Source organism: Kitasatospora sp. NPDC051164 (assembly GCF_044455625.1).
Lineage (GTDB): Bacteria > Actinomycetota > Actinomycetes > Streptomycetales > Streptomycetaceae > Kitasatospora.
This window is the reverse complement of sequence record NZ_JBITFB010000009.1, coordinates 192,936-216,777: the sequence shown is the minus strand read 5'-3', so window position 1 is coordinate 216,777 and position 23,842 is coordinate 192,936. Positions and strand designations below refer to the sequence as shown.

The 23,842-nt window shown below is 72.9% G+C and carries 21 protein-coding genes and 1 tRNA gene; 8 read left to right on the top strand and 14 right to left on the bottom strand.

Annotation, left to right across the window (positions count from 1 at the left end; translation table 11 throughout):
• Positions 1-83: 83 nt before the first annotated feature.
• Both ACIBEC_RS16100 and ACIBEC_RS16095 read right to left on the bottom strand, forming a co-directional pair.
• Complete coding sequence (locus ACIBEC_RS16100) at positions 84-1,592, bottom strand: penicillin-binding transpeptidase domain-containing protein (RefSeq protein WP_360494284.1); 1,509 nt, start codon at positions 1,590-1,592, stop codon at positions 84-86.
• Positions 1,592-2,980, bottom strand: coding sequence for an FtsW/RodA/SpoVE family cell cycle protein (locus ACIBEC_RS16095; protein WP_360494287.1), 1,389 nt, complete (start codon positions 2,978-2,980; stop codon positions 1,592-1,594). The genes ACIBEC_RS16100 and ACIBEC_RS16095 overlap by 1 nt, the downstream gene beginning before the upstream one ends.
• A gap of 378 nt (positions 2,981-3,358) precedes the next feature.
• On the opposite strand from ACIBEC_RS16095, the gene ACIBEC_RS16090 reads away from it, so the two are divergent.
• Together ACIBEC_RS16090 and ACIBEC_RS16085 are read left to right on the top strand one after the other, a co-directional pair.
• Positions 3,359-4,690 carry a VWA domain-containing protein gene (locus ACIBEC_RS16090; RefSeq protein ID WP_396287947.1) on the top strand — a complete coding sequence of 444 codons (1,332 nt, stop codon included), beginning with the start codon at positions 3,359-3,361 and terminating at the stop codon, positions 4,688-4,690.
• A 2-nt stretch (positions 4,691-4,692) separates the two neighbouring features.
• On the top strand, positions 4,693-5,556 hold the full coding sequence (locus ACIBEC_RS16085; protein ID WP_360494293.1) for a peptidase: 864 nt from the start codon (positions 4,693-4,695) through the stop codon (positions 5,554-5,556).
• A 96-nt stretch (positions 5,557-5,652) separates the two neighbouring features.
• Here ACIBEC_RS16085 and ACIBEC_RS16080 read toward each other — a convergent pair whose 3' ends face one another.
• The 10 genes from ACIBEC_RS16080 to ACIBEC_RS16035 all read right to left on the bottom strand — a co-directional run bounded on the left by ACIBEC_RS16080 (position 5,653) and on the right by ACIBEC_RS16035 (position 15,157).
• Positions 5,653-7,272, bottom strand: a complete 1,620-nt coding sequence (locus ACIBEC_RS16080) for a DUF2079 domain-containing protein (RefSeq protein WP_360494295.1) — start codon at positions 7,270-7,272, stop codon at positions 5,653-5,655.
• A gap of 57 nt (positions 7,273-7,329) precedes the next feature.
• Positions 7,330-8,532 carry a glycosyltransferase 87 family protein gene (locus tag ACIBEC_RS16075; RefSeq protein ID WP_360494298.1) on the bottom strand — a complete coding sequence of 401 codons (1,203 nt, stop codon included), beginning with the start codon at positions 8,530-8,532 and terminating at the stop codon, positions 7,330-7,332.
• Positions 8,533-8,884: 352 nt separating this feature from the next.
• Positions 8,885-8,958, bottom strand: a tRNA-Ala gene (locus ACIBEC_RS16070).
• A 79-nt stretch (positions 8,959-9,037) separates the two neighbouring features.
• Entirely contained in the window at positions 9,038-10,042 is a 1,005-nt protein-coding gene (locus ACIBEC_RS16065; RefSeq protein WP_360494301.1) for a hypothetical protein, read from the bottom strand.
• Positions 10,043-10,192: 150 nt separating this feature from the next.
• Complete coding sequence (locus ACIBEC_RS16060; protein ID WP_360494809.1) at positions 10,193-10,819, bottom strand: GNAT family protein; 627 nt, start codon at positions 10,817-10,819, stop codon at positions 10,193-10,195.
• Positions 10,816-11,349, bottom strand: coding sequence for a MogA/MoaB family molybdenum cofactor biosynthesis protein (locus tag ACIBEC_RS16055; RefSeq protein WP_360494304.1), 534 nt, complete (start codon positions 11,347-11,349; stop codon positions 10,816-10,818). Before ACIBEC_RS16055 ends, ACIBEC_RS16060 begins: the two co-directional genes overlap by 4 nt.
• Complete coding sequence (gene moaC / locus ACIBEC_RS16050) at positions 11,346-11,786, bottom strand: cyclic pyranopterin monophosphate synthase MoaC (protein WP_360494812.1); 441 nt, start codon at positions 11,784-11,786, stop codon at positions 11,346-11,348. The genes ACIBEC_RS16055 and moaC overlap by 4 nt, the downstream gene beginning before the upstream one ends.
• Positions 11,787-11,913: 127 nt before the next feature.
• Entirely contained in the window at positions 11,914-13,251 is a 1,338-nt protein-coding gene (glp, locus tag ACIBEC_RS16045; protein WP_360494307.1) for a gephyrin-like molybdotransferase Glp, read from the bottom strand.
• Positions 13,252-13,273: 22 nt separating this feature from the next.
• Positions 13,274-14,194, bottom strand: a complete 921-nt coding sequence (galU, locus tag ACIBEC_RS16040) for a UTP--glucose-1-phosphate uridylyltransferase GalU (RefSeq protein ID WP_360494310.1) — start codon at positions 14,192-14,194, stop codon at positions 13,274-13,276.
• Positions 14,195-14,245: 51 nt separating this feature from the next.
• Entirely contained in the window at positions 14,246-15,157 is a 912-nt protein-coding gene (locus ACIBEC_RS16035; RefSeq protein ID WP_360494313.1) for a GGDEF domain-containing protein, read from the bottom strand.
• 61 nt (positions 15,158-15,218) lie between these two features.
• On the opposite strand from ACIBEC_RS16035, the gene ACIBEC_RS16030 reads away from it, so the two are divergent.
• Positions 15,219-15,794 (top strand): 5-formyltetrahydrofolate cyclo-ligase, encoded by a 576-nt coding sequence (locus ACIBEC_RS16030; protein WP_360494316.1) that lies wholly within the window; start codon positions 15,219-15,221, stop codon positions 15,792-15,794.
• A gap of 71 nt (positions 15,795-15,865) precedes the next feature.
• On the opposite strand, the gene ACIBEC_RS16025 is transcribed toward ACIBEC_RS16030, so the two are convergent.
• Entirely contained in the window at positions 15,866-18,583 is a 2,718-nt protein-coding gene (locus tag ACIBEC_RS16025; RefSeq protein ID WP_360494319.1) for a penicillin acylase family protein, read from the bottom strand.
• Positions 18,584-18,825: 242 nt separating this feature from the next.
• Between ACIBEC_RS16025 and ACIBEC_RS16020 the strand changes: the two genes are divergently transcribed.
• The 5 genes from ACIBEC_RS16020 (at position 18,826) to mscL (ending at position 23,504) form a co-directional block, all read left to right on the top strand.
• Positions 18,826-20,310, top strand: coding sequence for a potassium/proton antiporter (locus ACIBEC_RS16020; RefSeq protein WP_360494322.1), 1,485 nt, complete (start codon positions 18,826-18,828; stop codon positions 20,308-20,310).
• Positions 20,311-20,664: 354 nt separating this feature from the next.
• Entirely contained in the window at positions 20,665-22,053 is a 1,389-nt protein-coding gene (locus ACIBEC_RS16015; protein WP_396287946.1) for an MFS transporter, read from the top strand.
• A 127-nt stretch (positions 22,054-22,180) separates the two neighbouring features.
• Entirely contained in the window at positions 22,181-22,477 is a 297-nt protein-coding gene (locus tag ACIBEC_RS16010) for an FmdB family zinc ribbon protein (RefSeq protein ID WP_360494325.1), read from the top strand.
• Between the two features lie 304 nt (positions 22,478-22,781).
• On the top strand, positions 22,782-23,054 hold the full coding sequence (locus tag ACIBEC_RS16005; protein WP_360494328.1) for a hypothetical protein: 273 nt from the start codon (positions 22,782-22,784) through the stop codon (positions 23,052-23,054).
• A gap of 30 nt (positions 23,055-23,084) precedes the next feature.
• The gene (mscL, locus tag ACIBEC_RS16000) at positions 23,085-23,504 is read left to right on the top strand and encodes a large conductance mechanosensitive channel protein MscL (RefSeq protein ID WP_360494331.1); all 420 of its coding nucleotides are present in this window, start codon (positions 23,085-23,087) and stop codon (positions 23,502-23,504) included.
• Positions 23,505-23,520: 16 nt separating this feature from the next.
• Here the strand turns inward: mscL and ACIBEC_RS15995 are convergent, their stop codons facing one another.
• Positions 23,521-23,820, bottom strand: coding sequence for a hypothetical protein (locus ACIBEC_RS15995; protein WP_360494334.1), 300 nt, complete (start codon positions 23,818-23,820; stop codon positions 23,521-23,523).
• Positions 23,821-23,842: the final 22 nt, after the last annotated feature.

The following is a 23,842-nucleotide window of genomic DNA, read 5'->3' as shown; positions in this document are numbered from 1 at the left end:
TATCGCTGTACAAACCGGACACTTCGCAAACGGCGCATCTGCCATCGGGCCGCTAAAGCAGCAGCTCAGCGGCACCGAGGGGGTCAGCCGCCGAGCACCGCCCGCATCACCGAGCGGGCGATCGGGGCGGCCAGGGCGCCACCCGTGACATCCGTGGCGTCACTGTCCGCGACCACCACGGCCACCGCCACCGGCGGCACCGCGTCCGAGCCGGCCGGCTCGGCCCAGGAGATGAACCAGGCGTACGGCGTCTCGCTGTTGTCCACCCCGTGCTGGGCCGTCCCGGTCTTGCCGCCGACCACCGCCCCGCCGATCCGGGCGTTGCCCCCGGTCCCGTTCTCCACCACGTCGGTCATCAGCCTGCGCACCTGCGCGGCCACCGCCGGCGTCATCGCCTGCCGGTACGTCGCGGGCTTCATCAGCTGCACCGCGGTGCCGTCGCTCTTCGTCAGCTTGTCCACAAGCTGTGGACACATGACCGTCCCGTCGTTGGCGGCGGCGGCCGCGACCATCGCCATCACCAGCGGGGTGGCCGCCGTGTCGAACTGGCCGATCGACGAGAGCGCCAGCTGCGACTCGTCCATCCCGGTGTCGACGTTCGACCGGGCCGCGCGCACCGGGATGTCCAGCTTCGCGTCGTTGAAGCCGAAGTTCCCGGCCATCGCCACCATCCGGTCCAGGCCGGTGCGCACCCCGAGGTAGCCGAGCACGCTGTTGCAGCTGGCGGTCATCGCGGCGTCCAGCGACAGTCCGGGCCGGTCGCAGGCCGGGGTGTCGTTGACCAGCGGCGTGGTCGTCCCGGGCAGCACGTACGGGAAGGGCGCCCCGGTCGGCGCGTCGATGTCGGTGACCACGCCGTTCGCGAGCGCGGCCGCGGCGGTGACCACCTTGAAGGTCGAGCCCGGTGGGTAGGTCTGGCGCAGCGCCCGGTTGAGCATCGGCTGGTCGGTGTCGGCCTGCAGCCGGTTCCAGGCCTCCTGGTCGGCGGCGGCGGAGCCGGCGAAGGCGCCGGGGTCGTAGGAGGGCGTGCTGGCGAGCGCCAGGATCCGCCCGGTGGCGGGCTCGATCGCGGCGACCGCGCCCTTCTGCGCGCCGAGCCCGCGCACCGCAGCCTCCTGGGCCGCCCGGTTCAGCGTGGTGTACACGTCCCCGCCGGGGTTCTGCTTGCGGGCGACGGCGTCCCAGATCGCCCAGCCGGCCAGCCGGCCGTCGGTGCCGGTCAGCAGGTCGTCCTCGGTCCCCTCCAGCTGGGTGTTGCCGTACGCCTGCGAGGCGAAGCCGGTGACGGCCGCGTAGGTCGGGCCGTCGGTGTAGCTGCGCTTGTACGCGTACCGGCCGCCGGTGGGCTCGGAGCCGGTCACCCGCTCCGAGCCGACGAGGATGTCGCCGCGCGGCTGGGCGTACCGCTCGACGGTGAGCCGCTGGTTGGCGCTGTTGTGGTCGAGGTCGTCGGCCTGGAACACCTGCACCCGGGTGGCCTGGACGCACAGCGCCGCGGCCAGCAGCAGGCAGAAGGTGCCCGCGCGGCGCCCGGTGACCGAGATGCCGGGCAGTCCCTGCGGTCCGTTGCCCCTCGGCCGTCGGCGCGCCATCAGACCTCCTCATGGGGCGCGGGGCCCTGAGTGGTGTCACTCATGAGGGACCGATGAGCGACATCGCTCATGCGGGACCGCCGAGCGGTGTCACTCATGCGCACCAGCAGCGCGACGATGATCCAGTTGGTGACCACCGAGGAGCCGCCCTGGGCGATGAACGGCATGGTCATCCCGGTCAGCGGGATCAGCGCCAGCACCCCGCCCGCGACCACGAACACCTGCAGCCCGACGATCGAGGCCAGGCCGATCGCCAGCAGCCGCCCGAACGGGTCGCGCAGCGCGATGCCGGTCCGGAAGCCCCGGGAGATCAGCACCGCGTACAGCAGGAACACCGCGATCAACCCGGTCAGGCCGAGTTCCTCGCCGATGGTGGCGAGGATGAAGTCCGACTTGGCGGCGAAGCCGATCAGCACCGAGTGCCCGTTGCCCAGCCCGGTGCCGAGCTCGCCGCCCCAGGCGAAGGCGAACAGCGACTGGGCGATCTGGTTGGCGCCCCGGCCCGCCGCGATCGAGCCCAGGGGGTCCAGCCAGTCCGCGACCCGGCTGTGCACGTGCGGCGAGAGCCGGCCCACCGTCACCGCCCCGACCACGGCCAGGCCGAGCCCGATCGCGATCCAGCCGGTGCGCGCGGTGGCCACGTAGAGCATCACCACGAACAGGCCGAAGAACAGCAGTGAGGTCCCGAGGTCGGTCTCCAGCACCAGCACGCCGACGAAGGCCGCCCAGATCAGCAGGACCGGCCCGATCACCCGCCCGCGCGGCAGCTGTCGGCGCCAGACCCGGCGGCCGGTCAGCGCCAGCGCGTCCCGGTGCACGGCCAGGTAGGCGGCGAAGAAGACCGCCAGCAGGATCTTGGCGAACTCCCCCGGCTGGAAGGAGAGCGGCCCGATCACGATCCAGATCCGGGAGCCGTACACCGGCGGGAAGAAGATCGGCAGCACCAGCAGGACCAGCGCCCCCAGCGCCCCGATGTACGCGTAGCGCTGCAGCCGCCGGTGGTCGCGCACCAGCAGCGCCACCGCGATGAACAGCGCCACCCCCAGGGCGGACCAGAGCAGCTGGGTGGAGGCGGCGGCGCGGCCCGGGGCGGCCCGGTCGAGCCGGTAGATCACCACCAGGCCGATCCCGTTCAGCAGCACCGCGATCGGCAGCAGCAGCAGGTCCGCGTACCGGGCCCGCCACCGGACGACGGCGTGCGCCGCGAGCGCGAGCACGCCGAGCGCGGCGCCGTACTCGGCCACGTCGGCCGGCGCCGTGCCGTCCAGGTTGACGCCGACCTCGACGTAGCCGAACACGGCGGTCAGGACGGCGGCGAGCACCAGGACGAGCTCGGTGGTGCGCCTGGTCGGCACCGGCCGGCTCGGCCGGGCGGCGGATCTCGTCACGGCGGAGGGTGTCGCCACGGACCGTCCTGGGGGTCGCGGGGTGCCCGGTGCCGCCGTCCGGGGGATGCCGATCGGGGCGGCTGTCAGGCGGGGAGGGTCAGCCGGCGGCGGCGTTGCGAGGCGACGGCGCCGGCACCCTGGTCCGTCACCCTAACGAGCACTATCCATGTGGATGGACTGTTAGCTGCGGTGTGTCCGCATTTGCCGGACCCGCCGGGGGGCCCACCCCAGCCGCCGCCCGGCCGCCGCCCGGCCGGTTCCGGGCCGCGTCGGCGTGCGGACTCCTCGTCCGCGCGCCGGAGTTCAGGCCGGATCGGACCGACGTACGGTCCGGACTCGTTTCGCCATGGCGAACTGATGATCCCTAGGATCGGCCGGGTGACTACCGGACGACGACCACAGACCAGGCTCGGCAGCCTGCTGGCCGCCCTGGCGATAACGGGCGCCTCGCTGCTCCTCGGCCTGCCCGCCCACGCCGACGAACCATCAGCCGGCGCCGCTCCCGCACCGAAGGAGGCCCCCCGGGTCGACCTCGTCCTGGACGTCAGCGGCTCCATGACCGCCACCGACATCCAGGGCAAGAGCCGCATCTCGGTGGCCCAGCAGTCGCTGAACGAGGTGATCGACGCGCTGCCCGCGGAGACCGAGTTCGGCATCCGCACGCTGGGCGCCAACTACCCCGGCAACGACAAGAACCTCGGCTGCCAGGACACCAAGCAGCTGTTCCCGGTCGGCAAGACCGACAAGGTCGAGGCCAAGACCGCGGTCGCCACCCTGCGGCCCACCGGTTTCACCCCGATCGGGCTGGCCCTGCGCGGCGCCGCCCAGGACCTCGGCAAGGGCGAGACCACCCGCCGCGTGGTGCTGATCACCGACGGCGAGGACACCTGCACCCCGCCCGACCCCTGCGACGTCGCCCGTGAACTCGCCTCCCAGGGCATCCACCTGGTGGTCGACACCCTCGGCCTGGCCCACGACGACAAGACCCGCCAGCAGCTGCTCTGCATCGCCAACGCGACCGGCGGCTCCTACACCGACGTCCGCACCCCGCAGCAGCTCACCGACAAGGTGAAGCAGCTGGTCGACCGCTCCAACGACACCTACACGGTGGCCCCGGTCAAGACCTCCGGCACCGACAAGTGCGAGAGCGCCCCGGTGCTCGCCCCGGGTGTCTACACCGACCGCGAGAAGTTCTCCGAGCACCGCGTCTACAAGGTCCCGGTCAAGGCCGGCCAGGAGCTGCGCGCCTCGGTCAGCGTCGCACTGGACCGCCCGGTGGCCCGGGACTACGGCGTCCTGCTGCAGGCCACCAGCGCGACCGGCCAGGAACTGGTCCGCGGCACCGACGCCGGCAGCAGCCGCACCGACGTGATCTCCACCGGCCTGCGCTGGTCCACCGACGACTCCAAGGGCTACGTCACCGCGAGCCCGACCTCCTCGTCGAAGGAGTCGAAGGAGAAGCCGGCGACCAGCGTCTGCCTGGTCGTCAGCAACTCGCTGGCCCCGCAGGCCGGCGTGCAGGCCGACCCCGGCCTGCCGCTGGAGCTGACCGTCGACCTGGCCTCCTCCTCGCCCGCCCCCGAGGGCGCCGCGATGGGCCTCGGCCGCGGCTGGATCCTGCTGCTCACCCTCACCCTGGCGGGCCTGGTCTTCGGTCTGCTGTTCGGCTGGATCGCACGGTGGCGGATCGCCGTCTGGCGGGAGAACTGACCATGCGTACGACGACTCGCGGCGCCCTCGCCGCCCTCGCCCTGCTGCCCGCCCTCGCCCTGGGCACGCCGGCCGCCACGGCCGCGCCGTCCCCCTCGGCCAGCGCGAGCGGCACCCCGGCCCCGGCCACCAAGGCCGGCACCTCCTTCCTGACCGCGGTCAACCTCTCCCCCGGCCAGGACGCCAACGTCGCCGCCTCCACCGGCGACTACCTGTACTGGGCGTTCGGCGCCTCCGAGGGCCAGACCCCGACGGTCAAGCTGTCCGTCAATCTGGCCCCCGCGACCGACCGGCACGGCCCGCAGACCTGGTCCGTCGAGGTCTTCGACGGCCTGCGTCGCCGCCAGGCCTGCACCGCGGGCACCCAGAACGCCACCGCCGACCAGGCCGCCACCACGGTGGCCCTCGACTGCGCCCTGCGCGAGGTCCGCACCTGGGCCGAGCCGTGGTCCGGCGACCCGCTGCCCGGCACCTACTACGTGCGGCTGTCGGTCACCGACGTCCCGCAGCCGGACCTCGGCCTGGCCGCCTCCGTCCAGCTGCACGTCGCCGCCAAGGGCGACTCCGACAACGCCCAGCCGGAGGGCGGGGAGCTGAAGGCCCCGCTGGTCCCGCCGGTCGGCGGCGGCGCGAGCACCGCCAGGGCGGCCGCCCCGGTGGCGGAGGAGGAGCACTGGTACACCGGCTGGTTCTCCGGTTGGAACAGCCGCTGGTACTGGACGATCGGCGGCGGCTTCCTGGCCGCGCTGGCGGGCGTCCTCGGCTACAACCTGACCCGGCACCCGCACGGCCGGCGGCCCGGCCGCTACGGCGCCGTCCCGCCCCAGGGCTCGCAGCAGAGCGGTTCCTACGCCGACCGCCCCTGACCCGCGCCCCAGCACGACCCGAGGGCCGGCCGGAGAGTTCTCCGACCGGCCCTCGGCCGTGTCCGGTGTCAGCCCGGAGGCCGGCCCGGGAAGAGGTCAGCCCCGGAAGAGGTCGTGCCCCACGTCGGACGGGACCACGTCCTGGACCGGCTTGCTGCCCGGGCCGGGCACGTGCTCGCCGGGCACGGGCTCGCCGCTCTCCCGGTGCAGCAGCACCACCCCGTCCTCGGCCCAGAGCTGCCGGTACCCGTGCTCCAGCAGCAGCCGGATCCGCTGGGCCTGCTCAGTGTCCGCGGCGAACGGGAAGGAGCGCTTGTTCGACCGGGTGAGCACGTACTCGCGCCCGCGCGGCGTGCCGTCCACCAGCACCACGTCCGTCCGGGCGGTCAGCCGCGGCGCGATCTGGTTGTCCGCCTCCACCGAGGCCCCGTCCGGGATCAGCGCGGCCGCCCGCACCAGCGCCGCCTCGCTCGGCTTGGCCTCCCAGGAGGCCGGTACGGCCAGCTGTAGCAGCCCGATCGGTACGGCGGCCACCAGCGCGATGCCGGTCGTGCCGAGGCCGAGCAGCCGCGCCCGCCGGACGGTCCACGCGGGCTGCTCGGCGCTGCTCAGCCGGCCGAGCACCTCGACGGCGGCGGTGAGCAGGATCGGCCAGAGCAGCGAGTCGTAGTGCCGGGCGATCGACCAGTGGTTGGGGTTGCTGGACAGGATCCGCTCGGCCAGCAGCGGCACCGCGCACAGCACGGTGGCCGAGCGCAGCGGCAACAGGAGCGTCGTCCCGAACAGCCAGAGCAGCAGCAGCGGCTTGAGCGGCTGGTCGAAGGCCGTCTGCACCAGCAGGAACGGGTTGTGCAGCAGGTGGCGCAGCGCGTCCCCGCCGTCCGCGCCGAGCGCCGTGTAGTTCCAGTAGTAGCCGGGCTCCCCGCCCATCGCCGGGATCAGCCACGTGATCGCGACGGCCGAGGCGACCGGCCCGCCCAGCAGCAGCCCGAGGCCGGTGAAGCGGCCCGCCCGGTCCCCGGTACGGCGGGTGCGCAGCAGCAGCACCAGCCCGTACGCGCCGACCATCAGGCCGAGGTCCTCCTTGGTGCAGCACAGCAGTACGGCGGCGAGCACCACCGGGCCGTACCGGCGGGCCAGGCCCCGCTCCAGCATCAGCAGGGTCAGCGGCACGGCGAAGGCGACCTCGTGGAACCCGACCCGGGCGGCGACCAGCAGCGGCCAGCCGAGCGCGTAGGCCAGGCCGGCCAGGTCGGCGGCCCGCCGGGCGGTGCGCGGCTGGGCGGCGGCGAAGGCGTGCGTGGTGATCCGCCGGATCAGCGGCACCCCGGCGGCGAAGAGCAGCGACTGGCCGATGATCAGCGAGCGCGGGTCGTCCCAGATCCAGTAGAGCGGCGCGAGCAGTGCCAGGACCGGCGAGAAGTGGTCGCCCAGCAGCGAGAAGCCGGGCGGGAACTCGTGGTGGTAGCTCTTCAGCGAGGAGACGGGCAGCCCGAAGTGGGCATAGCCGCGCACGCCCTGGTCGAAGATGCCTAGGTCGAAGCCGCCGAGCGACACCGACGTCCAGCCCTGCAGGCCGATGGCGCACATCACCGCGAAGCAGAGCGCGGTGAGCAGCGCGGTGCGCCGGGCCGGGCCGAGCAGGAGGGCCGCGGCCGCGTTCCGGGCGGCCGGCGCGGCGGCGGGCGGCGACGGAGGTGCGGTCTGGGTGGTCACGTCAGGTCTGTCCGTCCGGTGTGGGGTCCGTCGGTCCGGTTCGTCGGGTCCGGTCCGTCAGGTCCGGTTCGTCAGCGCGGGATCGCGGTCCGGCTTGGCGGTCAGGAGCGCCCAGGCCCCGGCGCCGGTCCCGTCCACGGCCTGCCGCCGGGCGCGGTAGACCCGCACGCCCAGGACGACCAGGACGGCGATCCCGATCGGCGGGTAGATCGCGCCGGGCAGCTGCCAGTACCAGTCGACTCCGCGGCCCCACCGGTGCGGCACCGTCCACATGACGTGCGAGAGGAACACCAGCAGGGTCACGCCGAGCAGGACCTGGCGCGCCCTGGTCCGGGCCTCGACCACCAGCAGGGCGATCAGCGGCACGCACCAGACCCAGTGGTGGGTCCAGCTGATCGGCGAGACCAGCAGCGCGGTGAACGCGGCGCAGACCCCGCCCCAGGCGTCGGCCCGGCGCAGCACCCGCGCCGAGCGCCCGGCCAGCACCGCCACCCCGAGCCCGAAGGCGCCGACCAGCGCGGAGGCGGCCAGCCCGACCAGGCCCGGGTCGTTGACGTCGAGCAGCCGGCAGACGGCGCCGCGCAGCGACTGGTTGTCCACCAGGACGGTCACGCCGACCCGGCTCGGGTCCCACAGGTACCTGGTCCAGAACCCGTACGAGGCGTCGGGCAGCAGGGCCCAGCCGATCAGGCCTGCCGCCAGGAACGTGCCGGCCGAGACCAGCGCGGCCCGGACCCGGCCGGTCAGGAACAGGTAGACCGCGAACAGGCCCGGGGTGATCTTGATGGCGGTGGCCAGGCCGATGCCCACGCCCTTGAACCGGTTGCGGTCCGGGCGGGTCAGGTCCCACAGCACCAGGCAGAGGATGCCGAGGTTGACCTGGCCGTACTGGAAGGTGGTGAAGACCGGCTCCAGCCAGATGCCCAGGCCGGTCGCCAGGATCACCACGGCGGGGCGGTGCTGCTTAGGCCACCCGGCCAGCTTGAGCGACAGGTGTACGGCCACGGCGAGCAGCGCGTAGTTGAGGAGCATCACCAGGATGCGCAGGGTGCTCACGTCGAACCAGGTGCTCGGCACGAAGAGCATCGCGGCGAACGGCGGATAGGTGGCCGGCAGGTCCCAGCCGGGCAGCCGCATCGCGTAGAGGTCCTCGCCGCGGACGACGGCCTGGCCCTCGGCCCGGTAGACCAGCATGTCGACCATGGTGGCCGCGTGGGCGTGCCGGAAGAAGGTGAACACCGCCAGTGACACCGCTGCCACGCAGGTCGCCGCGAGGGTCCAGGAATTCGATCTTCCGGTTGCCGGGGTGCCGCCGGATTCGTCCGGGCCGGACCGTCGCACCCACCGTGTCAGACCGAACTCGCGCACCGCGATGGCACCCCGTTGAGATAGACCAGATCGTTCCGTCGTCAGCGTCTGGGCCCACCCACCATAACCGACCCCCCTGAGGCCCAAACCGCGTCAGAAACCGCCCCCGGAGGGCGTTGTGATCCCGACCACGGCGAGTCTCCGGGTCGGCTCGGACTCGGTTCGGCGCCACAAAACACGAAATCCCGCCGGGAGTTGCCTCCCGGCGGGATTTCGGTGGACCGGCCGGAGCCGGTCCGTTGGGTGGAGCTGAGGGGATTCGAACCCCTGACCCCCTCGATGCGAACGAGGTGCGCTACCGGACTGCGCCACAGCCCCAACGAGAAGAAACTCTAGCACCTTTCGGAGGGGGTCCGTGACCACCCCCCGGAGCGGTGCCGGTCGGGGGGCGGACCGGTCATTCGTTGGCCGCGCGGGGGCGGGCCTCGGGGGCCTGCGGCTCGGCGTACTGGTCGAAGAGCGGGGTGGTGCGGGATTCGGCGGGACGGCCCGCGGTCCAGGTGCCGGGCGCCGACAGGTCGAGGCCGCGGGAGACCCGGGGGGCGACCGGCGCGGTGACGTACGTCGGCAGCGGGACGGGCACCGGCTCCCAGGAGTCCGGGCCGGCCGCGCCGCGCTCACGCATGCCGTCGACCCACTCCTCGTGCTCGGTCGCCTCGGCCACCGCCGAAGCGGAGGGCACCACGACGGTGGCCTCCTCCGGGTCGGCGGCCAGCCGCAGGTGCGGGCGGCCGGCGGTCCGCGCCCGGGCGCGCGCGGGCGGAGCCGGCTCCGCCTCGGCGGGCGCCTCGGCCGGGGCCGCGTCGGCCGCCTCGGCCGAGGCGCGCTGCTGCTCGCGCTTGCGCAGCCGCTCGGCCGCCTGGGCGGCCCGGACGCGGTCGAGCTTCACCTCGTAGCGCTGGCGCTCCAGCTTGCGCAGGTGGCCGATGTACAGGGTGAGGAGGGCCGCCGGGACGGCCGGGACCCAGAGGAAGGCCAGTCCGGCCACCGCCGCGACCACCGCGCCGAGCGCGAAGGAGAGGAAGAGGGCGGTGACCATCCGGCGCCGGCGGGCCAGCAGCCGCGCCCGGCCTTCGACCCCGACCTGCGGCGCCGGGGCGGGCCGTTCGGCCGGGCGCTGCGCCGGGGGTTCGGGCTCCTGCGCCGCGGGGTCGCCGGAGGCGGCCTCGTCCCGTTCGGGAGGGCCGTCGTTGCTGTGCTCGTCGTCACGCGGTTCGTCACCCAGGGCCCGGGCTGCCCGCCGTTCCAGCGCCGAACGCCCGGCCAGCAGGCGGATGGCGGTGCTGAAGCGTTCCGTCGGGCGCGCCTCGTTGAGTTCGTCCTGCCTGCGGAGCCACATCGGCACCAGATAGGCGGCCCAGGCCCCTACGATGACGGCGTAGATAAGGCCGCTACTGCTCACGATTCACACCGTACGGGCGCCGGGGAAGGCCTGGCAGCAATTTGACGCGGCGTGTCGTGTGATCAAGCTGATTCTCCGACTATTTTGCCGGTATTTGTGACGGTCCGCCACCGGGTCGATGCCATATCGATATTTCTTTCGAACATATATTCAATTACTCGGTTCTCGCCCGGAACTGAGCGCCCGCCAGCGTTCGAGCATCCCCTCCGGGACCTCCTCGTCGGTCAGCGCGTAGACGAGGTGGTCGCGCCAATCACCGTCGATGTGGAGATAGCGCGGGCGGATTCCCTCCGAGCGGAAGCCGAGCTTTTCCACCACGCGCCGGCTCGGGACGTTCTCCGGGCGGATGCAGACCTCGATCCGGTGCAGTCCGAGCGTGCGGAAGCAGTAGTTCACCGAAAGCGCCACGGCGGTCGGGATGATGCCCCGGCCGGCCACCGCCTCGTCGACCCAGTACCCGATGTTCGCCGAGCACATCGAGCCCCAGGTGATCCCGCCGACCGTCAACTGGCCCACCAGCTGGCCCTTGTAGAGCACGACGAAGGGCAGCATCCGGCCGGCCGAGGCCTCGCCGCGCAGGAAGCGGACCATCTGCCGGTACGTCGGACGGGGCCCGGCGGCCTGGCCGGGCGGACCGGGCGGCACGGTGGCCTCCCACCGGCGCAGCCAGTCCCGGTTGCGGCGGCTCACTTCCTGCCAGTCGCGCTGGTCGCGGGCCCGGATCGGGCGCAGCGAGACCTCCCCCTCGTGGAGTTCTACCGGCCAGCCGGCGTTCAGTGCCCTCTCCTGGATGCTGGAGCCCCGGGTGCCGGAGCGTCGGGCCGGGGGTGGTCCCCGCCGCCGAGCTGGTCGACGGCGTGGGCGAGCAGCGGCCCCAGGACGGCGAGACCGTCCTTGACGCCGCCGGTCGAGCCCGGCAGGTTGACGATCAGGGTACGTCCGGCGAGGCCGGCGAGCCCGCGGGAGAGCGCCGAGGTGGGCACCTTCTCCCGGCCGTACGCGCGGATGGCCTCGGCGATGCCGGGGACCTGCCGGTCGATCACCCGGGCGGTCATCTCGGGGGTGAGGTCCATCGGGGAGATGCCGGTGCCGCCGGTGGTCAGCACGACGTCGTAGCCGGCCGCGACGGCCTCGCGCAGCACGGCCTCCACCGGCTCGCCGTCCGGGACGACCCGGGGGCCGTCGGCGGTGAAGCCCATCGCGGTCAGGCCGGCCACCAGCAGCGGGCCGCCCTTGTCCTCGTAGACCCCGGCCGAGGCCCGGTTGGACACCGTGACGGCCAGCGCCTTCCCGGCGTGCGCCGTCACGCGTCCACCTCCGGGGCGAACCAGTCGCCGCTCTTGCCGCCGGTCTTGCTGAGCACCCGGACCGACTCGATGGCGGCGCCCTTGTCCACGGCCTTGACCATGTCGATCACGGTCAGCCCGGCCACCGCGACGGCGGTCAGCGCCTCCATCTCGACGCCGGTGCGGTCGGCGGTCCTCACGGTGGCGGTGATCTCCACCGCGTCGTCCGCGACGGCGAGGTCGACCTTGACGCCGGAGACGGCGATCGGGTGGCAGAGCGGGACCAGGTCCGGGGTCTTCTTGGCGCCCATGATCCCGGCGATCCGGGCCACCGCGAGGGCGTCGCCCTTGGGCACGCCCTCGCCGCGCAGCAGCTCGACCACCTTCGCGGAGACCCTCACCCGCCCGGCGGCGACGGCGGTGCGCGCGGTGGTGGCCTTCTCGGAGACGTCGACCATCCGGGCCGCGCCCTGGTCGTCGACGTGGGTGAGGCGGTCGCCGGGGGGAGGTGTCGTCACGGGTAACTCCAGGGGCGCGCAGGTCGAAGTACCGCGCTACCGTACAACTCCGCGGCCCCCCGGGCGTTCAGGAGTCCAGCAACACCACGTCCACCTCGCTGCCGGCGGGCAGTTCGGTGACGTCCTCGGGGACGGTGATCAGGCAGTCGGCCCGGGCCAGCGCGCCGACCAGGTGGGACTCGGCGCCACCGACCGGCTCGACCGTGCCGTCGGCCGCCGAGTAGCGGCCGCGCAGGAACTGCCGGCGGCCGACCGGGGAGCGCAGCGCCGCCGGGCAGAGCGCGCGGACCACCGGGCGGTGCACGTCGGGGGCGCCGAGCATGGTGCGGATGACCGGGCGGACGAAGAGCTCGAAGGAGATGTAGGCGCTCACCGGGTTGCCGGGCAGGGCGAGCAGCGGCACTCCGGCCGCGCCGCCGATCCGGCCGAAACCCTGCGGCTTGCCGGGCTGCATCCGCAGCTTGCGGAAGTCGACGCCCCCGTAGGACTCGAAGACCTCCTTGACCACGTCGTACGCGCCGACGCTGACGCCGCCGCTGGTGACGATCAGGTCGGCGCGGCCGAGCTGGTCCTCCAGAACGGCGCGCAGCCGGTCGGCGTCGTCCGGGACGGCGCCGACCCGGTAGGCGATGGCGCCGGCCTCCTGGGCGGCGGCGGTGAGGGTGAAGCTGTTGGAGTCGGAGATCTGGCCGGGCCCGACGGGCTCGCCGGGCTGGACCAGCTCGCTGCCGGTGGAGAGCACCACGACCCGGGGGCGCGGGCGGACCGTGACGGTGGCCCGGCCGATCGCGGCGAGCAGGCCGAGCTGGGTGGGTCCGAGCCGGGTGCCGGCCTCCAGGACCGTGGAGCCGGCCGCGACGTCGCTGCCGCGGCGGCGGATGTGCGCGCCCTCGGCGACCGGGCGCAGGACGCGGACCTCCTCGTCCGGGACCGGCGCGGTCATCGCGGCGGCGGCCACTCCGGTGCCGGTGCCGCCGTCGGTCCACTCGACCGGGGCGACGGCCCGGGCGCCGGGCGGGAGGGGGGCGCCGGTCATGATCCGGGCGGCCTGGCCGGGGCCGACCTTGGGCAGCTCGCCCGCGCCGGCGGCGATGTCGCCGACCACCGAGAGCACCGACGGATAGGCGTCGGTGGCGCCCTCGGTGTCGGCGGTGCGGACCGCGTAGCCGTCCATCGAGCTGTTGTCGAAGGGCGGCAGGTCGCCGTCGGAGGTCACGTCCTCGTCGAGCCGGCAGCCCTGGGCGTCGAGCAGTTGGAGCTCGATCGCGGGCAGCGGGCCGACGGCGGACAGCACGTCGGCGAGGTGCTCGTCCACCGTCCAGAGGCGGGGGGCCGCCGGTGCCGGGTCCGATCCGGCGTCGCAGCAGGCTGCGGGCGTGGTGCTGTGCTCGGTGGACCCGGTCATCGGCGGCTCGCTCTCTGTCGTGTCAGTCCTGCATCTCGGAGCCGACGAACTCCCGCAGCCAGGAGCGGAACTCCGGGCCCAGGTCATCGCGCTCGGCGGCCAGACGGACGATAGCGCGCAGGTAGTCGGCGCGGTCGCCGGTGTCGTAGCGGCGGCCCTTGAAGAGCACGCCGTGCACCTGGCCGCCGGTCTCCGGCTCGCGGGTGGTCAGCTCGCGCAGGGCGTCGGTGAGCTGGATCTCGCCGCCGCGGCCGGGCGGGGTCTCGCGCAGGACGTCGAAGACCAGCGGGTCGAGGACGTAGCGGCCGATGACGGCGTAGTTCGAGGGGGCCTCGCCGGGCTCGGGCTTCTCGACCAGGTCGGTGACCTGGAAGACGTCCTCGCCGAAGCCGTTGGCCTTGACGGCGGCGCAGCCGTAGAGGTGGATCTGGGAGGGGTCGACCTCCATGAGGGCGACGACCGAGCCGCCGAGCTCCTGCTGCACCTCGATCATGCGGGAGAGCAGCGGGTCGCGGGGGTCGATCAGGTCGTCGCCGAGCAGGACGGCGAAGGGCTGGCCGGCGACGTGCTGCTCGGCGACCGAGACGGCGTGGCCGAGGCCCTTGGGGTCGCCCTGGCGGACGTAGTGCATGTTCGCCAGCTCGACGGACTCGCGGACGCGGGCCAGGCGCTGCTTGTCGCCCTTGCGCGCGAGGAGCTCCTCCAGCTCGTAGGCGCGGTCGAAGTGGTCCTCCAGGGCGCGCTTGTTACGGCCCGTGACCATCAGTATGTCGGACAGGCCCGCGGCGGAGGCCTCCTCGACGACGTACTGGATGGCCGGCTTGTCGACGACCGGAAGCATCTCCTTCGGGGTGGCCTTGGTCGCCGGGAGGAAGCGGGTGCCCAGTCCGGCCGCGGGTACTACGGCCTTGGTTACCGGAACTCGGGAGTTGGTCGTCGTCATGCGTTTACCTTACTCAGGCACGTTTTCGCCCGGCCGAGCGCGCTCGGACGGCTAGGACAGCACGTCTCGGGGCACGGCCACAGCGGCAGGCGTATGGGAAGGGACCGGCTGGGCGAGGGGGTCCCCTCCGGCACAGGGCGACAGACTACCCGGCTTTTCCGAACGGTCACGTTCGGCAGTCGGACCGTACTGCGCACCGGAAGTGACCGGTTCGCGAAGCCCGGTGGCGGGCCGGTCGCGGTGGCGCGGCGAGATCCGCCAGCAGTCGCCGCCGGCCGCCCTCGCCTCGGCGAGCGCCGTGTCGGCGGCGCGCAGCAGGACGGCGGCGTGGGTGCCGTCCTCGGGCAGGACGGCGACGCCGGCGGCGGCGGTGAGGCCGTTGCCGTGCGCCGGGCGGGCTTCGCGCGTCCCGGAGGACCAGTCGAGCAGCAGGTGGCGGCGGACCGACCAGACCAGCCGCTCGGCGACCTGCGCGGCGCCCTCGGCGCCGGTGTCGGGCAGCACCACCAGGAACTCCTCGCCGCTGTAGCGGCCGAGGGTGTCGGCCCGGCGGATCTCCATCGCGAGGCGCTGGGCGAGGTCGCGCAGTATCGCGTTGGCCCGGCCGCGGCCGTGCTCGGCGATGACCGCGTCGAAGCCGGTGATCGCCAGCATCAGCACGGCGAGCGGGCGGGGGCGGTCGGCCTGGTCGGCGTGCTCGGCGCGGCGGGTCCGTTCGATCTCCCGGTCCAGGGTGAGCTGCAGGTGGCGGTAGTTCCACACGCCGGTGAGCGGGTCGCAGGAGGCGGTGCGCTCCAGCTCGGCGCAGCGGTCCTCCAGTTCGGCGATCCGCGCCCGCAGCCGCTCCGCCCGGGCGGCGGCCCCGGCCCGGTCCCGTCGTACCCGCAGTCCGAGGACGGTGGCGCCGGCCAGCGCGGGCGCGCTCAGCAAGGCCAGGGCCTGGACCAGGAGCGGGGTGGACATCGGGGCGCCCTTTCGCGTGGCAGGCTCTGCGCGTCGACGGTCTGGAGACGTGGAGGATCCGGTGCACAACGAGAAGAGCGATCTGAGGACACGGCTGTTGACGCGGCGGCGCGCGCTCTCGGCCGAGGAGCGCGCGGCGGCGGCGCTCGCGCTGGCCGGGCACGCCGGGGAGCTGGCCGGGCCGGGCGCCACGGTGGCCGCGTACGTCTCGGTGGGCGCCGAGCCCGGGACCAGGCCGCTGCTGGACGCGCTGCGGGCGCGCGGGGTGCGGGTGCTGCTGCCGGTGCTGCTGGCGGACAACGACCTGGACTGGGCCGCGTACGCGGGGGCCGGGGAGCTGGCCCCGGCCGGGCGCGGGCTGCTGGAGCCGGTCGGTCCGCGGCTCGGGCCGGAGGCGGTGACGGAGGCCTCGGTGGTGCTGCTGCCGGGTCTGGCGGTGGACCGCGGCGGGCTGCGGCTGGGCCGGGGCGGCGGCAGCTACGACCGGGTGCTGGCCCGGCTGGGGCGGGCGGGCGTACGGCCGGTGCTGGCGGTGCTGCTGTACGAGCACGAGCTGCTGGAGCGGGTGCCCGCCGAGCCGCACGACCGGCCGGTGGACCTGGCGGTCACGCCGTCGGGGGTGCGGCGGCTGGGGTGACCCGGGTGGACGACCGCGGCCCCGCTCCCTTCGGGCGAAGGGGGCGGGGCCGCGGGGTGTCCGTACGGACGTCAGCCGGTGGTGAGCACCAGCTTGTGCTTGGTGGCCTTCTCGACCGCGTCCGGGGTGTAGGCCCAGGTGAGCTGCTTGCCCTTGAGCCAGAGGTCGGTCTGGTCGTTGTAGTTGTCGTTGAAGGCGTGGCCGGAGGCGCCGCCGACGTTGATCCAGCGCGAGGAGTCGAGGTCGTTCAGGTCGACCACCATCCGCATCGACGGGATCCAGTCCACCTGGTAGCCGGCCGCCGCGTTCCAGCCGGCCGCGTCGACCGCCGCCGAGCCGCCGGAGAGCCGGTACGGGCCGCGGTTGAGCAGCTTGTGGAGCACGCCGGAGGCGATCGAGGAGTCGTCGGTGCCGAGGGTCTGCTCCTTCAGCTCCAGCTTGTGCAGACGGCCCCAGCTCCAGGTGGAGATGTCCTTGCTGAGCAGCGAGGTCAGCTCCTGGCGGGCGTTCTTCATCGCTTCCTTGAGAAGGTTGTCCAGGCCCTTCTGGACGGTGTGCTGGGAGTCGATGTAGGTCCACCACGAGCTGTCGGGCTTCTCCAGCTGCTGGCGCACGACCTCGGTCCAGCGGTCGCCGCCGTCCGGCTGGGCCTTGCCCGGGTCGCGGGTGCCGCACTCGGTGACGATCTTGGTGGTGCTGTCGGGCTTGGTCGGGTCGTCCTGCTGGCGGACCAGCAGGCAGTTGTCCTTGGCCCGGAGGTCGGCCGGGAACTTCTGGCCGAAGGCGAGGGTGAGCAGCTGGCGCCAGACGCCGTTGTAGTAGGCGGCGGCCGCCGAGTCGGCGTCCTGGTGGTAGTTCCAGTCCTTCAGCAGGTCCTGGGCCTCGCGCACGTAGGGGTCGTCGATCTGCTGCTTGAGCAGCAGCGGGACCAGCGTCTTGGCCATCACGTTGGTGTTGTCCAGCTGCAGGGTCTGCATGTCGTCCGGCGAGATCTTGCCGTTGTTCTTGAGCAGGCCCTCGATCTGGTCGGTGATCTCCTTGGCGCGGGTGCCGTACTCCCAGTCCTTGGTCAGGCTGTACTTGTAGCTCGGGTCCACCACGGCCTGGTTGGCGGTGACGATGTAGCCGGCGGACGGGTCCAGGCTCCACGGCAGCGCGTTGAAGGGGATCGGGTCCTTCCACTGGTAGGCAGGGTCCCAGCCCGGCGCGGGGTAGGTGCCGTCGCCCTTGCCGCGGACCGGGACGGTGCCCGGGGCCTGGTAGCCGATGTGCTTGGCGTCGGCGTAGATCAGGTTCTGCGCGGGGACGGAGAAGTCCTTGGCGGCGGTGCGGAATTCGTCCCAGTTCTTCGCCTTGTCCAGCCCGAAGACGGCGTCCATGGTCTTACCGGGGCTGAGCGCCGTCCACTGCAGGGCGACACCGTAGCCGCTGGTGCCGCGGTCGGGGGCGGAGGTGCCGTTGGGGGCGTACTTGCCGACCTTCTGCTGCTCGTCGCGCTGGTCGGAGATGAGCGGGGCGCCGGTCTGGGTGGTGCGGACGGTGATGGTGCGGTCCTCCCCGCCGGCGACCTTGATGGTCTCCTTGCGGAGGTCGAACTTCACGTCCTTGCCGTCGACCTGGTAGGTGTCCGGGCCGGTGACCTTCTCCAGGAAGAGGTCGGTCACGTCGGCGCCGAGGTTGGTGAAGCCCCAGGCGATGTCCTTGTTGTGGCCGATCACCGCGCCGGGCATGCCCGCGAAGGTGAAGCCGGAGACGTCGAACTGGCAGGCCGGGGAGGCGGTCCGGCAGTGCAGGCCCATCTGGTACCAGACCGAGGGCAGGCCGGGGCCGAGATGCGGGTCGTTGGCCAGCAGCGGCTTGCCGGTGGTGGTGTGCGAGCCGGCGACCGCCCAGGAGTTGGAACCGATGCCCTGGCCGGGGCGGCCGAGCAGCTGCGGCATCCCGTCGATCCGGTCGGTGAGGCCCTGCAGCAGCGCCTTGGTGGTGGCCGCGCCCTGGGTGGTGGCGGTGCCGTTGCCGGTGCCCGGCTGCGGGGAGCCGTCGGCGGGGCGGTAGTTGTCGCCGCTCACGGTGCCGGTCTTCACGATGGTGCCGTTGCGGGCGTACGGGTAGTCCGGGTACAGCTCGGCGATCTTGTCCGGGCTGAAGTCCTGGGCCAGCAGCGAGCGGTCGACCTCCTCCTGGAGGTTCCCGGAGAGGTTCCAGGCCATCGCCTTGAGCCAGGCCACCGAGTCCACCGGGCTCCACTGCTCGGGCGTGTAGCCGCTGTTGACGGCGCCGAGCAGGGCGTACTCCAGCGAGGCCTTCTCACCGCCGGGGTGCTCGGAGAGCCAGGCGTTCACGCCGTCCGAGTAGGCCTGCAGGTACTTCTTGGTCTCCGGCGCCAGCTTGGTGTCGAACTCCTTCTGCGCCACCTGCCGCCAGCCCATGGTGCGGATGAAGGTGTCGGTGTCGACCTGGCCGTCGCCGAACATCTCGGAGAGCCGGCCGGCGGTGATGTGCCGTCGGACGTCCATCTCCCAGAAACGGTCCTGGGCCTGGACGTAGCCCTGGGCGCGGAACAGGTCCTCGGAGGTGTCGGCGTACAGCTGCGGGATGCCGCTGGCGTCCCGCTTCACGTCGACCGGCGCGGCCAGGCCCGCCACCTTGACGCTGCCGTCCACCTCCGGGAAGGACGCGCGGACCGCGGAGACCCCGCGGTAGCCGCCGTAGCCGACGCCGGCCACCAGCAGCACGACCAGCACGATCACGATCAGACGGGCGCGCCGGAACTTCTTCGAGCGGGGCATCTGGGTCCTTGCGGTCCTGACTTCGGGGCGGGCGGGCGTGTCCAGGGCCTGCGGCCGTGACAGGGAACCACATTAGGCCGAGTCGGCCGGGCACCGTGAACGGGGGACCAAGCTAAAGATATGGCAAAATGTTAGACTGAGTAACGATCCGCAAGAGGAGCATTGACGCCCCCTTAACGCGGGTCGCCCTCACAGCAACACCAGACACCCCGTCCGCCCCTGCCTGCCCGAGGTGCCCCTGCGTGAACGTCTCCCACCTGAACCAGCTCCTCCTCGAAGCCTCCGTGATCCTGCTCTTCGCGGTGGTCGCCGTCCGGATCTCCACCCGGTCAGGGCTGCCCAGCCTGCTGATCTATCTCGGGATCGGCGTGGCGCTGGGCCAGAACGGGATCGGCGTCACCTTCAACAACGCCGCGATGACCCAGGTGATCGGCTACGCGGCGCTCGTGGTGATCCTGGCCGAGGGCGGCCTCAAGACCAGCTGGCGGGAGATCAAGCCCGTGATGCCGGCGGCCACCGTGCTCGCCACCGCCGGCGTCGCGGTCAGCGTGTTCGCCACCGCGGCCGGCGCGCACTGGCTGGTCGGCCTGGACTGGCGGACCTCCCTGCTGCTCGGCGCCATCGTCTCCTCGACCGACGCGGCCGCCGTCTTCTCGGTGCTGCGGATGGTCCCGCTGCCGCACCGGCTCACCGGCCTGCTGGAGGCCGAGTCCGGCTTCAACGACGCGCCCGTGGTCATCCTGGTCGTCGCCTTCGCCACCACCGGGGAGCTGGACTCCTGGTACGTCCTGGTCGGCACGATCCTCGCCGAGCTGGCGATCGGCGCGGTGGTCGGCTTCGCCGTCGGCAAGCTCGGCGCCTACGGGATCAAGCACGTCGCGCTGCCCTCCTCGGGCCTCTACCCGATCGCCGTGATGGCGCTCACCGTGCTCGCCTACGCGGGCGGCGCACTGCTGCACGGCTCCGGCTTCCTCGCCGTCTACATCAGTGCGGTGATCCTCGGGAACTCCAAGCTGCCGCACGGACCGGCCGTCCGCGGCTTCGCCGACGGGCTGGCCTGGATCGGGCAGATCGGCATGTTCGTCCTGCTCGGCCTGCTCTGCACGCCCGCGACCATGGGCTCCTCCGTGGTGCCCGCGCTCGTCGTAGGCGCCGTGCTGGTCTTCCTGGCCCGGCCCCTGTCGGTGGTGGTCTCACTGACCCCGTTCAAGGTGCCGGCCCGCGAACAGGCGCTGCTGAGCTGGGCCGGGCTGCGCGGAGCGGTGCCCATCGTGCTGGCCACCATCCCGGTCGTGTCGGGCGCGCACAAGGCCGCGGACGTGTTCAACATCGTCTTCATCCTGGTCGTCGTCTTCACCCTGCTCCAGGGGCCGACCCTGCCGTGGGTGGCCAAGCGGCTGCGGATCGGCGAGGGCGCGATGGGCCAGGACCTCGGCATCGAGTCAGCCCCGCTGGAGAAGCTGCACGGGCACCTGCTGTCGGTCGCGCTCTCCCCCACCTCCCGGATGTCCGGCGTGGAGATCGGCGAGCTGCGGCTGCCCAAGGGCGCGGCGGTCACCCTCGTCGTGCGCGAGGGCAACTCCTTCGTGCCGGACAAGGCGACGGTACTGCGCGGCGGGGACGAGCTGTTGGTGGTCACCACGGACGAGGTCGGCGAGGCGGCGGAGCGACGGCTGCGGGCCGTGGACAGGGGCGGCAAGCTCGCGGGGTGGCTCAACGGGCGGTGAGCCCGGGGCCTCCGGGGCGCTGGGGGGGCTCTGGGGGTACTCGGGGCGCTCGGGGCGGGTGGGGTATTCGGGGTGCCCGGGGCGTTCCGGGGTCGCCGGGAAAGGGGTGGACTGGCGGGATCTACGCGCGTAACTGTATGCTGGTTCGACCACGCCGTATAACCACCGCTCAGAACACCCCAGCATCTGCCTGACGCAGAGTTGGCGCGACCGCTCGGCGGCCGCGGTCCACCCCCGGCAACCACACCGGGCCGACCCGGTATCACCCCGGTCGACGCGCGAGAGGACGACTCTCGGCGCCGTCGGGGCCACCCCATGCCCTGCCGCGCTACCAGGCAGCAGGAAGGACCGACCGTGACGGCCCGCCGAACGGTCGACCGCGCCGCGGACACCACCGCGGACACCACCGCAGCCCGGACCCCCACCCGAGTCGGGTACGGCGAGCTGCTGCGCACCCCCGGGGCCTGGACTTTCCTGGCCCCGGCCCTCGTCGCGCGACTGCCCTACGCGATGCTCAGCATGGGCATCCTGCTGCTCGTCACCCAGACCCACGGCTCGTACGGCACCGCCGGAACCGTCACCGCCGTCGCCGCCGTCGCCCAGGCCCTGATCGGACCGCAGACCGGGCGGCTGGCCGACCGGTACGGGCAGTCCGCGGTGCTGGTCCCGACCGTCCTCGTGCACGGGGCCTCGGTCGGCGCCCTGATCGCGCTGGCACTGGGGCACGCCCCGGCCTGGAGCCTGTTCCTGGCCGCCGTGCCGGCCGGTGCGAGCGTGCCGCAGATCGGCGCGATGGTCCGGGCCCGCTGGATCGCCCGGTTCACCGCCGACGGCCCCTCCGACGCCTCGGCGGCCCGGGTGAGCACCGCGTTCGCCTTCGAGTCCGTGACCGACGAGTTCACCTTCGTGATCGGCCCGATCCTGGCCTCCGGCATCGCCGCCCTCGCCAACCCGGCGGCCGCCCTGGTCGCCGAGGCCGCGCTGACCGTCGCCGGCGGCCTGGCCTTCGCCGCCCAGCGGCGCACCGCCCCCGCCCGGATCGTGCAGCAGCCCGGCACCAAGCGCACCTCGGCACTCGCCTCCCCCGGCGTCCGGCTGCTCGCCGGGACCTTCCTCGGGGTCGGCGCGGTGTTCGGCGGCATGCAGGTCTCGGTCAACGCCTTCGCCGACTCCGTCGGACAGCACGCCGCGGGCGGCACCGTCTACGGGATCTTCGCGGGCGGCTCCATGCTGGCCGGCGTGCTGTACGGCGTGATCGCCTGGCGCCGGCCCGTCCAGCAGCGGATGCTGATCAGCTACGCGCTGCTGGTGCTGGGCTGCTCCACGCTGTGGGCGATGCCCAACCTGGTCGCGCTGACCGTCGCCGGGCTGGTCTGCGGTCTGGCCATCGCGCCGACGCTGATCAGCGGCTACACCCTGGTCGAGACGCTGGTCGCGGACGGCGCCAAGACGGAGGCCTTCACCTGGCTGACCGGTGCCATCGGGCTGGGCCTCGCGGTCGGCTCGATGGCGGCCGGGAAGCTGATCGACGGGCACGGGCCGTCCACCGGCTTCCTGGTGCCGTTGATCGGCGCCGGACTGGGGCTGGTCACGCTGTTCTCGCTGCGACACCTGCTGGTGGCGCCGAGCGCGGGGCGCGGCCGGATCGTCGCGACCTCCGGAGCGGCCTCCGCGTCGGCTTCCGGAGCGGCCTCCGGGGAGCGCGGAGATGCTGCGCAGCTGGTGGGCGCGGCCAAGGGATGAGCGAGCGGTGGTCCGGCAGCCGAGGCCGGTCGCATCTCACACCGGAGTCGCTGGACTGATCCAGCGGAATGCCGCATCATTGACCATCGTTAGCACTCATAAGGCGAGAGTGCCAGGAGGAAGACAAGTGCCCACGTACCAGTACCAGTGCACCGAGTGCGGCAACGGCCTGGAGGCGGTGCAGAAGTTCACCGACGAGGCGCTGACCACGTGCCCCGACTGCCAGGGACGGCTTCGCAAGGTCTTCTCGGCGGTGGGTGTCGTGTTCAAGGGGTCCGGCTTCTACCGGACCGACAGTCGCTCCTCCTCCAGCAGCTCGGTCGGCTCCGGGTCTTCGTCGACCTCGTCGACGTCGTCCACCCCGGCGCCCGCTTCGAGCACGGGCTCCTCGGCGCCGTCCAGCCCGGCTCCGGCCGCGAGCTGATCCCCGGCCCCGGGACGGAACGACCCGGGCGCCCAGCAGTCCTCGGAAAGGCCCGTCGGCCCCGCATTCCTGCGGGGGCGGCGGGCCTTTTCGCGCCCTTCCCCGTCTCTCCGCGTCTTTTCACACCGCTTTTGTCACCGCGGAAGAGTCGGATCCACTCGCGCGAGTGTACGAACTTGTCCACAGGGGCCGGTTTGTCCACAGCCTGAGGGAAACCGCTTTCCGAGTCCGCCCCGACGGCGCATCGTGTGGGTCGTCAGCCGGTCCACCGGGGTCGGCTGCCGGACCTTTCGGAGGTGCGTCGATGACGACCGTGAGCTTCTCCGTCCCGCTGCCCGCGCCCGCCGTGCCGCCCCGGCAGGAGGTGCCGAGCTTTCCGCCGATCCGGCGCGGGTGCGGCGGGTGGCACCGCTGGCGCAGCGCGGTGCGGCGGCGGGCCGGGGTGCCCGCGCTGGTGCTGCTCGCGGTGGCGGCCGCGCTCGCGCTCGGGCCCGCGCGGGCCGGTCTGCCGCCGCTCGGCGGGGGCGCGCCGGGCCGGACGGGTTGTCAATCCGGAGCTTCGGAAGATCACCCGTAACCCGGAAACGACTTCGTCGTTCGAGGCGGCATGAAGGGCTTCAAGGAATTCCTGCTGCGTGGAAATGTCGTCGAACTCGCCGTCGCCGTGGTCATCGGTGCGGCTTTCACCAATATCATCAACGCCTTCGTCAAAGGCGTGATCAATCCGATTGTCGGTGTGTTCGGAACGAAGGACCTGGGTTCCTACAGTTCCTGCCTCAAGGGGCCCTGCGAGGTGAGCGCGACCGGTGAGGTCACGTCCGGAATCCTCATCCTGTGGGGATCGGTGCTCAGCGCCGTCCTGCAGTTCCTGATCACCGCGGCCGTCGTCTACTTCGTTCTGATCGTGCCCATGAACAGGATGGCGGCCCGCCGCAAGTCCTTCGCCGAGGCGGCGGCGGAGGCAGAGGCCAAGGAGGTCCAGCTGCTGACCGAGATCCGCGACGCGCTGGTCACGCCGCTGCGCTGACCGCGCTCGCCCGTCCTCAGTCCCCGTGGTGCGGCGGGCGCTGGCTCAGGTACCAGTCCAGCCCCCGCCCACCGCTCTCCCCCGCCCCGGAGCGCCCGCCCCAGCCGGCGTCGGTGTCGTCCCGGGACTGCTGGTCCAACGGGTCCCGGAAGACCAGCCGGGCCTTGGCCGCGGGCTTTTTCTGCGACTCCCCGTCCCGATCCCGGCCCTGGTGGTCCTGCTCCTGGCGGTCCTGAGCCTGGGCCTGGTCGTCCTGGGCCTGGGCCTGGCGGTCCTGAACCTGGTCCGTGGGCCGTTCCTGTTCCTGCTCGCTCACCCTGTCCACTCCGTTGCTCGCC

Bases quoted from the DNA above. Each gene is read 5' to 3' on its own strand.
- glp (WP_360494307.1), bottom strand. From the start codon at position 13,251: ATGACCGGGTCCACCGAGCACAGCACCACGCCCGCAGCCTGCTGCGAC.
- ACIBEC_RS16035 (WP_360494313.1), bottom strand. From the start codon at position 15,157: ATGTCCACCCCGCTCCTGGTCCAGGCCCTGGCCTTGCTGAGCGCGCCC.
- ACIBEC_RS16085 (WP_360494293.1), top strand. From the start codon at position 4,693: ATGCGTACGACGACTCGCGGCGCCCTCGCCGCCCTCGCCCTGCTGCCC.
- ACIBEC_RS16005 (WP_360494328.1), top strand. From the start codon at position 22,782: ATGACGACCGTGAGCTTCTCCGTCCCGCTGCCCGCGCCCGCCGTGCCG.
- galU (WP_360494310.1), bottom strand. From the start codon at position 14,194: ATGACGACGACCAACTCCCGAGTTCCGGTAACCAAGGCCGTAGTACCC.
- ACIBEC_RS16025 (WP_360494319.1), bottom strand. From the start codon at position 18,583: ATGCCCCGCTCGAAGAAGTTCCGGCGCGCCCGTCTGATCGTGATCGTG.
- ACIBEC_RS16100 (WP_360494284.1), bottom strand. From the start codon at position 1,592: ATGGCGCGCCGACGGCCGAGGGGCAACGGACCGCAGGGACTGCCCGGC.
- moaC (WP_360494812.1), bottom strand. From the start codon at position 11,786: ATGGTCGACGTCTCCGAGAAGGCCACCACCGCGCGCACCGCCGTCGCC.
- mscL (WP_360494331.1), top strand. From the start codon at position 23,085: ATGAAGGGCTTCAAGGAATTCCTGCTGCGTGGAAATGTCGTCGAACTC.